A 13,151-nucleotide genomic window follows, 5' to 3' on the forward strand; every position below is an offset into this window, starting at 1 on the left:
ATTATAAACTTAAATAAGCTAAAAGTATCGTTACTAAAAGCCCGATAGCAAAAGTCGTAAGCTGTTTAGCCCTATCCTTTTTACTTGCAAAAAATGTTATCATAAGCCCAGAAAGATAAAGTAAAAATAGCACCACTCCAAAGCCCACAGAAAGCACGGAAAAATACCACGCCGCTTTATCTTTATGTAGCATTATCATATCTCCTAAAATGCTTCTAGTTTTAAGCGTAATCTCATAATGATTTGCCACAGGTTTCATTTCTACACTATAATGCGTCCCTCCCATTAACATCACATTAGCCGAATTTCCCTTACCCTTACCCTTACCAATGCGAAGTTCGGTATTACTTGGAATTTTTAAATGATTTTCTTTTAAAAATTCTAAAAGCGTCTCGCGTTCCTTACCCGCCTCTATATTTTTTTGCAAAATATAATTTTGCGTTTTAAGTCCCACATCTTGATTGAAACCAAAAATATAAGCCATACCAGTAAAAGCAAAAAGCACAGCACAGGGTAAGAAAAAAAGACTAGTGTAAATGTGAATTTGTCTAAAAAGCTTGTTTTTGTTAATCATATTTCACTCCTTGAAAGATTTAGCGTATTATAAATATAATCTGTGAAGTGAAAGTGAAATGAAGATAAGCCCGACTTTGCGGGCTTAAATTATTGCTTATCAACGACTTGATGATTGTAAGGCTTGAGATTTTTATCCCCTTCGATTAGGGCATTTGATGGGCTACCATTGACATTATCGTGCTTATAATAGCGTTCTCCCTCCTTATGTCCGTTAAGCTCGACTTTGTAGCGTATCTCGCCCGGATTTAGTTTTTGCATATCTTCAAAGCCTAAATTTGAGGTTTTAAAACCTGCTATGCCATTTGCGTTAGCGATTTCTACAAGCTTAGTTTGACCCATTCTAGCCATATCCACAGCTTGTAAAAGCATTCTAGAACTTTCTCTTGGATTATGAAAGCCTGTTGAATTTTCCGCACCAATAAAATCTGCTCTCATTTGTGCTTTTCTATGAAGCTCTAAAACTTCATTTAACTCTTCATTAATCTTCTTCACATCTGCCTTACCTTCGCTTTGATAAGATTCTAAAGCACCAAGTGCATCACGCATTGTTTTAATGTCTGTGATAAGACTAACGATTGCATATTCTGCTGTTCTTAGATTATGTGCGGTTGAGTTTTGAATATCTTTAATCTGAGCCTTAAGATAATCTTCGCTTTGGTTATGACAAGTTTTACAAGCAGAATTAATATCTGCTAAAGGTGAAGTGATATTATGCTGAGTCATTTTCTTCGCACCTTTTCTAATATAAGGCATATGACAATCCGCACAGCTTACACCATTTGCCGCATGCACACCTCCACTATAAAGCTCACTTTCAGGGTGTTGAATTTTAATCATAGGCGCACCGCTGATTTTATGCGCCCAGTCTTTATCAAAAACTTTACGCACTTTTTCATAATATTCGTCAAACATTTCTATTCTAAATGGCTCACCCTTTTTCCACTCACTCCAAGGGAAAACAAGCTCTATCCCAGCAACTTCGATTTCGGTAGGCTTGTTACCATCTCTCCAAGTGTCAAATTCATCGTAAGTTTTTTGTGTGCCGTTCCACCATTTTTTGCTTGTATCATTTGCTATACTTTCGCCCATAACCTTAACTTTTTCGCCTGTTGGTTTGAAGTAGTATTCAACATGGCACTGTGAGCAAACTAAAGTTCTCATTTCTTCTCTAGTCGCTTTCACGCCTTGCTCCGCATCTCTTTCGTAACCTCTAGCCACTAAGGCATTAATGGCTGCTGGACGCGTAAGTCTTAAGCTCATATTATTTGGAGTATGGCAGTCCGCACAGGTTACGCCCATTCTCTTACCTCCATGTGGTCCGCTATGCTCTACTGAGCCTTCTTTATAGCCATTAACCGCTGGGATATTTTTAATCATAGTCCAGTATTTAGTCGAGTTAAACGCTACCCAGTCATCTTTAGCGACATTTTTCAAAAGCCAAGGAGTCCAACCACTATGGCAATTCATACAGGCTGTTGGCTGTCCGCCAAAACCTGCAAAGCCGTGAGCGTTAAGAAAGTCTTTGTTATTTCTAGCTGTGTCCATTTGATCAACTTGTATCCAAAAATGTCCCCTTTCTTCATTTGCGTCAATAGAAAAGGGATACCCCGCCCAAAGCACAGTAAGCTGCGGATAGCGGATAAGTTTAGAATAAGCCAAATTTCCACCAAAATCCGTCTCAAAAGGCTTTTCCTTCTCCACAGTCAAATACATATCTAAATAATCAGGGAAATTTTTACCCCACTCATCAAAGGTAGGATTATCATCACTCATCTCCACGAAATTTTTACTGACGATACCTCCTACGCTTTCTTGTTGCTTTTGATTCACATCATTATTAAGCCATAACACTCCGCCGATTAAAGCGATAACTACGATTATACCGAAGTATAAAGGACCCTTTTTATTCATTAAAACCTCCTAATTTAAAATCCGCGTTTATGACCGACACCACTATGGCACGATACACAGCTTAAAGAATTATCTTTATGTGGGTTACTTGTCGCATTGATAGCTGCCCCAGCGTAATCACCGTGGCAACGAATGCAATTATCCTGCACCATTTCTTTACTTTTTTGTGTCGCACTCAAATTTGTCGGCAACTCATCAAGCTTAAAGGTAAAAGCATAAGCGTGAGATAAGCCACTCTCAGCCTTTGCAACCCATTTTTTAACACCTTGATGTGGCAAATGACAATCCACACAACTAGCCCTTGGCTCTCCTTTGACCTTTTTAGAATGAGAAGCTGCCAAATAGTCGTTATAAACCTCATTCATAATATGGCAATTATTACAAGACTCGCTAGCATTACTAAAATAAGAAATGCCCTTTGCATTATAAAAGGTATAAAAACCCACAGCAAACAAAGCAAAAAGCAAGAGTAAAAAAATGCCAAAAAGATTCGTAAAAGCTCTCTTTTGCCCCAAAATCCCCTCCTTGTAAAATAATTTACAATCGTAATGGAAAATTATAACAAGAAATATTTAATTTTTATTTAAGGATAAAATAAGTCTTTAATATACATTTATATTAATATAACTTGCGGCATTATAGTTATTTGAGGACAAAAAATTATAAAATTTTATTCATAATTTATTTGATTTTAAATCGTTTTAAAATAATTTATCATAAAACCTCGCTCTATCAATAAAAGCGAGGTTTAAAATCTTAATTAAACCAAGCTGTTGATTAAACTAAAAATAAAAATCCAAGACTAATTACCAAACCTGTAAAAAGAAGAGTGATGACACAATAGCCCATAATATCTTTCGCACCAAGTCCCGCAATAGCAAGAGCAGGTAAAGCCCAAAAAGGCTGAATCATATTAGTCCAAGCATCTCCCCAAGCAATAGCCATAGAAGTTACCGCAGGACTTATACCAAGCTCTAGTCCAGCAGGTATCATAATCGGCGCTTGCACAGCCCACTGCCCTCCGCCTGATGGCACAAAAATATTAACAAAACCTGCACTCCAAAAAGCAAAAAGTGCAAAAGTATTAGAATTTGAAATACTGATAAAAAAATGCGATAACACACTTGCAAGGCTATGCTCCCCACCAGCGACCATCATACCGATAATCCCTGCATAAAAAGGAAATTGCAGTAAAATCCCCGCCGCATTTTTAGCAGCAGTATTGATAGCTTTGATATACAGGGCAGGTTTTTTGTGTAATAAAATTCCTAAAAATAGAAAAATCATATTTAAAACATTTAAATTTAAATCCCCACCCTTAGCAAAATGCGACACAATATACACAAAACCCAAAGTAGAAATAGCAGCACTAACTAAAAAACTATTTTCAAGCCAGACGGCTAAACTTTTATCCTTGCTATGATTGATAATCTCTAAGTCTTTATTTTCCTGCTCTAAAAGCCTTTTGTCAATTTCTAAAGTGTTCTCTTTAGTTGGGTGGATAAAGGCAAGTAAAAAAGGTAAGCATAAAACAATAATAGCGATGATGGTAAGATTAAAGCTTGAAAATATCGTCATAGAGCTAGGGATACTCTCACTCAAAATTCCCGCTGTGCTTTTCGATAAAGCTTCGCCTCCACTCGATAAGGTCAGCGGTATAGAGCCTGAAAGTCCGCCGTGCCACACCACAAAACCAGAATAAGCCGCCGCAATGAGCAAACGATAATCCACACCCCTAACTTTTTTTGCAATTTCCTTTGCAAAAATCGCCGATATAACCAGTCCAAATCCCCAATTTATAAGATTAGCCACAAGCCCAAGAAAACTTACCATCAAAATCGCACTAAAATAACCCTTAGGTATATCAGCAAGTCTTTGCAAAAAAGTGGATATGATTTTCGCACTTGCTAGGGCTTGCCCTAAAACTAACACTAAAGCCATTTGCATAGAAAAAGCAAGTAAATTCCAAGCACCATTACCCCAGTTTTGCACGATTTGCAAAGGCTCTTGACTTGTAAAACCCCACACCGATAAAAAAACAAAAAGAGTTAAAATTGCCACTAAAACAAAAGAATCAGGAAGCCATTTTGACGCTAAATTGACACAAATTTGAGTAAAGGATTTTAACATTAAACACCTCCTAGCCTGACTTTAAATTCCGCTTCGGTTTTAGCTTTTAATTCTTCCAAACTAACCCCTTGCATTAATTCCACCAAAAACATTTCATTATTTTCAAATTCAAAAACTCCAAGCTCTGTAATGAGTTTATTAACCACAGCTTTTCCCGTCAAAGGTAAGCCGCATTTCTTCTTTACCTTACTTTCTCCGTGTTTATTCGTATGCTCCATAACCACCACTATACTTTTAGCACCGCTTACTAAATCCATAGCCCCACCCATTCCTTTGACAAGTTTGCCCGGTATCATATAGTTAGCCAAATCTCCACTTTGAGACACTTCCATTCCTCCCAAAATCGCCAAGTCAATATGCCCACCGCGTATCATTGCAAAGCTCTCAGCACTATCAAAAAAACTAGCGCCCTTGACTACTGTAACGGTTTCCTTACCTGCATTAATCAAATCTGCATCCACTTGCTCCTTAGTGGGATAAGCACCTATACCCAAAAGCCCATTTTCCGACTGCAAAAAGACCTTTAAATTTAGCTTTTCTATCTCATCGGCGATAAGCGTAGGAATACCTATACCAAGATTAATATACATTCCATTTTGAATTTCTCTAGCTGCTCGTTTAACTATAAGTTCTTTTGACATCTTTTATCCTTTTGTGATGATTTTTTCTATGCGCTTTTCATAATTTTCGCCACAATAGACAAAATCGACATAAATTCCGCTCAAATGGACACTATCAGGCTCGATTTCATCGACGATTTCTTCCACTTCAGCTAGGGTAATTTTGCCCGCCATTGCACAAAGAGGGTTAAAATTTCTCGCCGTTTTATTGAAGATAAGATTTCCAAATCTATCTGCCTTTTGCGCCTTAACCAAAGCAAAATCCCCCTTAATCGCTTTTTCTAAAATATAAGTTTTCCCCTCAAATTCCTTATGCTCTTTACCTTCTGCGACCAAAGTCCCCACACCCGTTTGCGTATAAAAGCCCGCTATACCAGCTCCCCCTGCTCTAAGCTGCTCGGCTAGTGTGCCTTGCGGTGTGAGAACGACTTCAAGCTCACCATTGATAAATTGCTGCTCGAAAGTTTTATTCTCCCCCACATAAGAAGCGATGATTTTTTTAATTTGCTTGTTTTGAAGCAAAATTCCCAAGCCAAAGTTATCTACACCGCAGTTATTACTCACTATGGTTAAATTTTTAATATTAAGCTCTTTAACTTTCGCGATGGCATACTCAGGTATCCCACATAAACCAAAACCCCCAACCAAAAGCGTTACGCCGTCTTTTATGTCTTTAAAAGCAAGATCTAAATTTGTAATTATTTTATTCATTTTTACCTTTCTATCTCAACTACAGCAGCAATTCCTTGTCCGCCACCAACGCACAAAGTCGCCAAACCTAAATTTTTGCCCCTAGCTCTTAAGGCATAAATAAGACTTACTAATATCCTTGCTCCACTCGCACCTATGGGATGTCCCAAAGCAATAGCCCCACCATTAACATTTACCCTATTTACATCAGCCCCAAGCTCTCTAAGCGTGGCTAAACTTTGGGCTGCAAAAGCCTCATTTGCCTCTATAAGCTCTATATCATCAATACTTAAATCAAGTTCTTTAAGCACCTTTTTCGCCGCAAAAGCCGCACCTATACCCATAATGCTAGGCTCTACACCCACACTAGCAAAACCTTTAAGCTTCGCTAAAATGGGTAAATTTAACTCAAGTGCTTTCTCTTTAGAACTTAACAATAACATAGCTGCCCCATCATTAACCCCCGAAGAGTTACCAGCGGTAACAGAGCCATTTTTATCAAAGGCAGGTTTTAAACGCGATAAAGCTTCTAAATTTGCATCTTTACGCACAAATTCATCTTCACTAAAGATAAATTCTTTTTTCTTATCTTGAATTTTTAAAGGCAAAATTTCCGCCCCAAAGGCTTTATTTTCAATAGCTTTTGAGGCTTTTAATTGAGAATTGAGCGCAAATTCGTCTTGCTCTTCGCGTGAAAGCTCATATTTTTTAGCTAAATTTTCTGCGGTAATGCCCATATGACAATCACTCAAAGCACACCAAATTCCATCTTTAATCATACTATCGATTAAATTTTGATGCCCCATTTTATAACCAAGCCTAGCATTTTCAAGTAAAAAAGGCGATAAAGACATATTTTCAACACCGCCACATAAAAGCATATTTGCATTATTAAAACGAATCGAGTCAAAGCCAAGCTGGACAGCTTTTAAGCCCGAACCGCAAAGCATATTAACAACAAAAGCCGTTTTTTCCAAGCTTACACTACTATTTATAAGAACTTGTCGCGCCACATTTTGCCCACAACCCGCCCCCAAAACTTGTCCCAAAATAAGCTCATCAATCAAATTTTTATCTAATCCCACTTCATCAAGCAAAGATTGAGAAAGTGAACTTGCAAGCTGGACGGCTGTTGTCTGCTTTAAACTGCCTAAAAAAGAGCCGATAGCTGTCCTTTTTGCAGCCATTATAACCACTTCTTGTGTTTTCATCACTTCTCCTTTTTATTTAAAAATTTAAAATAACTTTATTAATAAATATAGGCAAAGAAATATTTTTAAAGAAAATTTAAGATAAAAGTTACTTTTAGTAATATTTATTTGTAGGATTTGAGAGTTAATAAAATTTTTAATTCTTAGAAAAAGTTACAAAAAGTAATATTTTGCAAGATTATAAAATCAATTTTTACTCCACTTGAGGATCGCCAAAACATTGCCTTAAGGCTTCTTTAGTTTCACCTTGAGGGTCTGCTTTTTTGGCATTTTTACGCAATTCATCAAATTGCGAATTTAAATCATTTTCACTAATATTTTGCTTAAGACTTTGCAATTTACTTTCGTCTATAACAACTTCTTTTCTCACTTCTATCTTAGCATTTGTGCCAAAATTTTCTCTTAGTAATTTTTGTATGAGCTTAAAGCCTTGATTTAACAAAGTGCGATTTTGCCCCTGCGCATTAGAGCTAATAATTAAAACCTCGTTTTCATAAGCTATAAATTTCGTGCTTTGCTTAAAACACTCAGCAAGCTCATAATCTCTATCATAAATTTTTTCAAGCAAAAGCTCATAAGCGTTTTGATTTGTTTGAGACTTTATCGCCTTTTCTATTTTAATATTTTCTTTTGCTTTACCTTGCTCTAAAGGCTCTTTAATTTGACTTTGAAGATCGCTAATTTGCATATCGATTTCCTTAAGATAGCTTGCCTCCATCATCATAAAAGCCATCACGCAAAGTGTAAAACCATCATCATCGCAAAGCAAATTCTTAGCTCTTGAAAGTATCCTAAAAAATCTTTCGTAAATCAGAGTTGAAAATTCTTCACTCCTTGCAAAAAAACTTTCTTTGAGATAAAAAAGCATTTCATCTATCACGCTATTTGCCTCATAGTCTTGAAGCTCTTCTAAAAATCCAAACACCCTTTCTCTGTCTTTATGTAAAATAGCGTAATAAAATTCCTTAATTTTGGACGGGTCTAAAAAGCCTAGCAACTCGGTAATTTTAGCAGTGCTAATATGATTTTCACTAAAAATAATGGCTTGGTCTAAAAGCGTAAGAGTATCGCGTAAAGAGCCACTTCCACTTCTTGCTATAAATTTTAAAGCCTCTTCTTCAAATTTCACACCTTCTTTATTTAAGATATCTTTAAGATGTGTCAAAATTTCACTTTGAGCGATTTGCTTAAAACGAAAATGCTGCGTGCGTGAAAGCACTGTGGCTGGAAGTTTTAAAGGGTCTGTTGTCGCTAAAATGAATTTCACATAGCTTGGTGGCTCTTCAAGGGTCTTAAGCAGGGCATTTGCTGCTTGTGGGGTGAGCATATGCACCTCATCAATGATGAAAATTTTAAAACGCGCCATTGAGGGAGCGTATTTTGTCTGTTCTATAAGGCTTTGTATATCTTCAAGCCCCCTATTGCTCGCTGCATCCATTTCTATAATGTCGATGTGCTTACCTTCAAGTGCGGCGATACACTGCTTACAAGTGCCGCAAGGTGTGGCATTTGGTCCCTCATCGCACACAAGGGCACGAGAGAAAATTCTAGCACTTGAAGTTTTCCCGCTACCACGAAGCCCTGAAAAAAGATAGGCGTGAGCAAGGCGTTTGGAATTTAGGGCGTATCTTAAACTCGCACTAACAGCTTTTTGACCAATTAATTCATCGAAGGTTTTAGGGCGGTATTTAATCGCTAAGGCTTGAAGCATATTCTACTCATTCATTATAGATAAAAGCTCGGTATTGTCTTTTGTTTTAAGCATTTTAGAATATAAAAATTTAAGCGCTTCCACATCGTCCATTTGTGAAATAGCAGAGCGAATCGCCCAAATTTTTTGCAGATTTGTAACTCCTTGCAAAAGCTCTTCTTTTCTTGTGCCTGATTTAATGATATTAATCGCAGGGTAAATTCTTCTATCTGATATACTTCTATCTAGCACGATTTCACTATTTCCTGTGCCTTTAAATTCCTCAAAAATCACCTCGTCCATTCTCGAACCCGTATCAATAAGAGCCGTAGCGATAATGGTAAGTGAGCCTCCATTTTCTATATTTCTAGCCGCTCCAAAAAAGCGTTTTGGCTTATGCAAAGCATTTGCATCCACGCCCCCGCTTAAAACCTTGCCAGAGCTTGGAGTGGCTGTATTATAAGCTCTTGCAAGACGCGTGATGCTATCTAGCAAGATGATAACATCTTTACCCATTTCTACCATTCTTTTTGCTTTTTCTATGACAAGCTCAGCTACACGCACGTGATTATAAGCTGGTAAATCAAAAGTCGAGCTAAAGACCTCACCCTTAACACATCGTTGCATATCAGTAACCTCTTCAGGTCTTTCATCGACTAAAAGCACGATTAAGTGCATTTCTGGGTGATTTTTAGCTATAGCGGTGGCAAGTTCTTTCATCAACTCAGTTTTACCCGTGCGAGGCGGTGCGACTATGAGACCTCTTTGTCCCTTACCTATGGGAGTGAAAAGATCTAGCACCCTACCCGTGAGTTTCATCGCATCGTATTCAAGCTTAATTTTTTCTGTGGGAAAAATGGGAGTAAGATTATCAAAAAGAGGTCTTTCTTTCGCCTCTTTTAGAGGAAGGTAATTAATCGCTTCAATTTTTAAAAGTGCATAATATTTCTCTTGGTCCTTTGGCTCTCTAACCTGCCCAGTAACGATATCGCCTACCCTTAAAGCAAATTTGCGAATTTGCGAATTTGAAACATAAGCATCATTTACACTATCGCTTAAATTAGCATCCATTCCCCTTAAAAAGCCATACCCTTCGGGACTAAGCTCTAAAATCCCCGTGAAAAGGATAAAGCCACCTTTTTTAGTTTGTGCTTTTAAAATTTCAAAAATTAATTCTTGTCTGCGAAATTCTCTAGGATTTTCTATCTCGCACTCATTTGCGATTTTAACTAAATTTTCTAAGTCAAGTAGCTTTAAATCTTCTATTTTATAGCCCTCAACGGGAACATGCGTTCTTTGATGTTTTTTTTCTTTTTCCATAAGTCCTCTGTAAGATATAGCAGTAATCAAAAGTGTGATTTTAGTAAAAAATTCTTATTTTTGTCAAATTTAGTTTATACTTACAAAAAAATTCAAAGTCAAAAAATGAAGTGCGAACATTGTAAATTAAATTTCAAACAAGAACAAATGCGTGAGAAAAATGGGCTATTTTTTTGTTGTAAGGGCTGCGAAAGCGTGTATGAAATCTTGCAAGATAATGGACTTGATGAGTTTTATCAAAGACTTGGTAATCAAAGTCTAAAGCCTGTTAATTTAAGCAAAGAATTTAAAAATTATGATGAATTTATCCATATGAGTCAAGATGGCTTTAGCGAAATTCATCTTCTCATACACGGCATAGAATGTGCCGCTTGTATCTGGCTCAATGAAAAAATTTTAATCCGTCAAAAAGGCATTTTAGAACTTGAAATTAATCATCTTAACCATAAAGCTAGAATTGTATTTAACCAAAAAGAAATAAGCCTTAAAGAAATTTTAACCCTCATTGAAAGCATAGGCTATAAAGCAAGTGCTTATGATGTGAGCAAAAACGAAAAAAAGGCAGAAAGATTAAAACGCGAATTTTACTCTAAAATGATAGTTGCCATTGCTTGCGTGATGAATATAATGTGGATTGCCGTGGCAAAATATGCAGGCTTTTTTAGTGGTATGGAAAGAGACATTAAGGATATTTTAAATTTCTTCGAATTTGTCTTAGCCACTCCTGTGCTTTTTTACACAGGTTCAAGTTTTTATAAAAATGCTTTTAAAGCCTTAAAATACAAGAATTTAAATATGGACACTCTTGTCATTAGCGGGGCGAGTTTGGCTTATATTTATTCTTTATGGGCGATGTTTTTTAGAGTTGGGGAAGTCTATTTTGACTCTGTGGCTATGATTATTTGCTTTGTTTTTGTGGGTAAATATTTGGAAGTTTTTAGCAAAAAACGCGCCCTTGATACCATAGATGGCTTAAATGACTTTTTACAAAATGAAATTTTAGTCTTTAATGGAAGCGAATTTAAGCCAAAAGAAGTACAAAAAGTAAAATTGAGCGACATCATCTTGCTAAGAGCTGGAGATAAAATTTTAATCGATGGAATTTGCGTAAAGGGTGAGGGCAGTATCGATCGCTCCTCTTTAAATGGAGAAAACACACCGCAATTTGTTCAAAAAGGAGATGTATTACAATCAGCTTGCGTTTTAATAGATGGAAATATAGAATACAAAGCCACCAAACTTTACAAAGATTCTACACTCTCTAAAATCATCAAACTTTTAGAATTTGCAGGCTCTAAAAAGACAAAATTGACTAATCTTGTAAGTCAAATTAGCGGCTATTTTTCAAGGACGATTTTAACTCTAGCTTTGCTTTGTTTTTGCTTTTGGTTTTTTTATCTCAATGAGAGCGTGGAAAAATCGCTTATTAACGCCATTTCTGTTTTAATCATCGCCTGTCCTTGTGCCCTAGCCCTTGCAACTCCTGTGAGTAATTTAATCGCTTTAAGCAAGGCTTTTAGACATCATATTCTTTTTAAAGATTCTAGTGTGATTGAGAATTTAAGCAAGTGCGATTTTGCCGTTTTTGATAAAACGGGCATTTTGACAAAGGCGGAACTTCAAGTCGAGCAATTTTACCTTAGCGAAAAACTTGATCCTAATGAACTTTATACCTTTTTAAGTCTTTCAAAACACCCCATAGCAAAAAGCGTTGGAGAATTTTTAAAGCAAAGGGGTGCTAAAAAGCTCAATTTAGATTTCAAAGAGCTTCAAAATATCAGTGCTAGAGGATTAAAAGCGAATTTAAATGGAGAGCTTTTTTTAGGGGGCAATGAAGTTTTTCTAAGAGAAAATCACATCAAAATAGAAAAAAAGCTAGAAAATTCACATTTTTTCTTTGCTAAAAATAATGAAATTTTAGCCTTTTTTGAGCTAGAAAGCATTTTAAGAGAGGGGGCTAAAGACTTAATCACATATTTACAAAAAGAAAAAAAACAAGTGATGATTTTAAGTGGAGATAATGAATTTGCTGTTAAAAAAATAGCCGAAGAGCTTGAAATTTCAAATTACAAAGCTTCTTGTTTGCCAGAGGATAAAATAAAAGAATTAGAAAAACTCTCGCAAAATCACAAAATCTTATTTGTCGGCGATGGAGTAAATGATGCTTTAGCCTTAAAATTTGCTGCGGTGGCTATTACTTTAAGAGAGGGGAGTGATTTGGCGATTGAAAATAGTGATATTTTGCTTTTAAAAAATGATTTAAAATCCTTACAAACAGCCTTCGAGCTTTCTCAATTTACCTTTAAAATTATCAAGCAAAATTTAGCCTTTTCACTTTTTTACAATGCCTTAAGCCTACCTCTAGCCTTTTTAGGTCTTATTAATCCTCTCATCGCAGCCTTATCTATGTCTTTTAGTAGTATAATAGTCGTTTTAAATGCATTAAGGATTAAAAAATGAATTGGGTGATTATGATGATGATGGGGGTTTCTATCATCGTTTTTTTTATCATACTTGCGACCTTGCTTTGGGGGGTTAAAAATAAGCAATTTGACGATGATTATAAATTTACAACACTAAATGATGATGAAGAAAGTCTAAAAGAAGCGGTAGAATTAGAGCGTAGAAAAAAAGAAGCCTTAGCAAAAAAGGCTCAAAAAGAGCCTTAATTATAGAGTTTCAATATAAGCTTCAATAGCTTTAAAATCTTCCTCCGTTAAACCTTTAAGGTTGATTTTCATAATTGCACCCTGTCCATAAGCATTTCTTTTACCCTCTGAATATTCCTTCATATATTGAAGTCTTTCAGCAGTCGAAATGCTTTTAAGTGCTGGGACCTTGTTAAGATACACCTTATCAGCCTTTGGTCCGTGGCAAACTGCACATTTTTTATAAAGCGTAGCACCATCTGCCGCATAAGCTGAGATAGCCAAACAGGCTAAAGCTGAAATTGCAACAAACTTTTTCATCTTATCTCCTTTTTACAAAATCTCGTTATTATAT

12 protein-coding genes are annotated in these 13,151 nt (G+C 36.2%); 2 read left to right on the forward strand and 10 right to left on the reverse strand.

Features of this window, described 5'->3' with window-relative positions; all coding sequences use genetic code 11:
• Nucleotide 1: 1 nt before the first annotated feature.
• The 9 genes from NYG92_RS00145 to rho all read right to left on the reverse strand — a co-directional run bounded on the left by NYG92_RS00145 (nt 2) and on the right by rho (nt 10,148).
• A complete protein-coding gene (locus NYG92_RS00145) occupies nt 2-574 on the reverse strand; it encodes a hypothetical protein (protein WP_289233162.1) in 573 nt (190 codons plus the stop codon).
• Between the two features lie 89 nt (nt 575-663).
• Nucleotides 664-2,487 (reverse strand): ammonia-forming cytochrome c nitrite reductase subunit c552, encoded by a 1,824-nt coding sequence (locus NYG92_RS00150; protein WP_289233163.1) that lies wholly within the window; start codon nt 2,485-2,487, stop codon nt 664-666.
• A gap of 14 nt (nt 2,488-2,501) precedes the next feature.
• Nucleotides 2,502-3,002, reverse strand: coding sequence for a cytochrome c nitrite reductase small subunit (gene nrfH, locus NYG92_RS00155; RefSeq protein ID WP_027304565.1), 501 nt, complete (start codon nt 3,000-3,002; stop codon nt 2,502-2,504).
• 262 nt (nt 3,003-3,264) lie between these two features.
• Entirely contained in the window at nt 3,265-4,617 is a 1,353-nt protein-coding gene (locus NYG92_RS00160; RefSeq protein ID WP_289233164.1) for a short-chain fatty acid transporter, read from the reverse strand.
• A complete protein-coding gene (locus tag NYG92_RS00165; protein WP_139018313.1) occupies nt 4,617-5,258 on the reverse strand; it encodes a 3-oxoacid CoA-transferase subunit B in 642 nt (213 codons plus the stop codon). The genes NYG92_RS00160 and NYG92_RS00165 overlap by 1 nt, the downstream gene beginning before the upstream one ends.
• A gap of 3 nt (nt 5,259-5,261) precedes the next feature.
• Nucleotides 5,262-5,948, reverse strand: coding sequence for a CoA transferase subunit A (locus NYG92_RS00170; RefSeq protein ID WP_289233165.1), 687 nt, complete (start codon nt 5,946-5,948; stop codon nt 5,262-5,264).
• Between the two features lie 2 nt (nt 5,949-5,950).
• Nucleotides 5,951-7,138, reverse strand: coding sequence for a thiolase family protein (locus NYG92_RS00175; protein WP_289233166.1), 1,188 nt, complete (start codon nt 7,136-7,138; stop codon nt 5,951-5,953).
• Nucleotides 7,139-7,331: 193 nt separating this feature from the next.
• The gene (locus NYG92_RS00180; protein WP_289233167.1) at nt 7,332-8,849 is read right to left on the reverse strand and encodes a DNA polymerase III subunit gamma/tau; all 1,518 of its coding nucleotides are present in this window, start codon (nt 8,847-8,849) and stop codon (nt 7,332-7,334) included.
• 3 nt (nt 8,850-8,852) lie between these two features.
• On the reverse strand, nt 8,853-10,148 hold the full coding sequence (gene rho, locus NYG92_RS00185) for a transcription termination factor Rho (protein ID WP_270977708.1): 1,296 nt from the start codon (nt 10,146-10,148) through the stop codon (nt 8,853-8,855).
• A gap of 105 nt (nt 10,149-10,253) precedes the next feature.
• Between rho and NYG92_RS00190 the strand changes: the two genes are divergently transcribed.
• Both NYG92_RS00190 and ccoS read left to right on the forward strand, forming a co-directional pair.
• Nucleotides 10,254-12,608: a heavy metal translocating P-type ATPase gene (locus NYG92_RS00190; protein ID WP_289233168.1), complete on the forward strand. Its 2,355-nt coding sequence runs from the start codon at nt 10,254-10,256 to the stop codon at nt 12,606-12,608.
• Nucleotides 12,605-12,817 (forward strand): cbb3-type cytochrome oxidase assembly protein CcoS, encoded by a 213-nt coding sequence (gene ccoS, locus NYG92_RS00195; RefSeq protein WP_027304557.1) that lies wholly within the window; start codon nt 12,605-12,607, stop codon nt 12,815-12,817. Before NYG92_RS00190 ends, ccoS begins: the two co-directional genes overlap by 4 nt.
• Here ccoS and NYG92_RS00200 read toward each other — a convergent pair whose 3' ends face one another.
• Entirely contained in the window at nt 12,818-13,117 is a 300-nt protein-coding gene (locus tag NYG92_RS00200; RefSeq protein WP_027304556.1) for a c-type cytochrome, read from the reverse strand.
• Between the last annotated feature and the right edge of the window lie 34 nt (nt 13,118-13,151).

Source organism: Campylobacter felis, from assembly GCF_030250085.1.
GTDB lineage: Bacteria > Campylobacterota > Campylobacteria > Campylobacterales > Campylobacteraceae > Campylobacter_D > Campylobacter_D upsaliensis.

Bases quoted from the DNA above. Each gene is read 5' to 3' on its own strand.
- NYG92_RS00145 (WP_289233162.1), bottom strand. From the start codon at position 574: ATGATTAACAAAAACAAGCTTTTTAGACAAATTCACATTTACACTAGT.
- NYG92_RS00150 (WP_289233163.1), bottom strand. From the start codon at position 2,487: ATGAATAAAAAGGGTCCTTTATACTTCGGTATAATCGTAGTTATCGCT.
- NYG92_RS00160 (WP_289233164.1), bottom strand. From the start codon at position 4,617: ATGTTAAAATCCTTTACTCAAATTTGTGTCAATTTAGCGTCAAAATGG.
- NYG92_RS00165 (WP_139018313.1), bottom strand. From the start codon at position 5,258: ATGTCAAAAGAACTTATAGTTAAACGAGCAGCTAGAGAAATTCAAAAT.
- NYG92_RS00170 (WP_289233165.1), bottom strand. From the start codon at position 5,948: ATGAATAAAATAATTACAAATTTAGATCTTGCTTTTAAAGACATAAAA.
- NYG92_RS00175 (WP_289233166.1), bottom strand. From the start codon at position 7,138: ATGAAAACACAAGAAGTGGTTATAATGGCTGCAAAAAGGACAGCTATC.
- NYG92_RS00180 (WP_289233167.1), bottom strand. From the start codon at position 8,849: ATGCTTCAAGCCTTAGCGATTAAATACCGCCCTAAAACCTTCGATGAA.
- rho (WP_270977708.1), bottom strand. From the start codon at position 10,148: ATGGAAAAAGAAAAAAAACATCAAAGAACGCATGTTCCCGTTGAGGGC.
- NYG92_RS00190 (WP_289233168.1), top strand. From the start codon at position 10,254: ATGAAGTGCGAACATTGTAAATTAAATTTCAAACAAGAACAAATGCGT.
- ccoS (WP_027304557.1), top strand. From the start codon at position 12,605: ATGAATTGGGTGATTATGATGATGATGGGGGTTTCTATCATCGTTTTT.
- NYG92_RS00200 (WP_027304556.1), bottom strand. From the start codon at position 13,117: ATGAAAAAGTTTGTTGCAATTTCAGCTTTAGCCTGTTTGGCTATCTCA.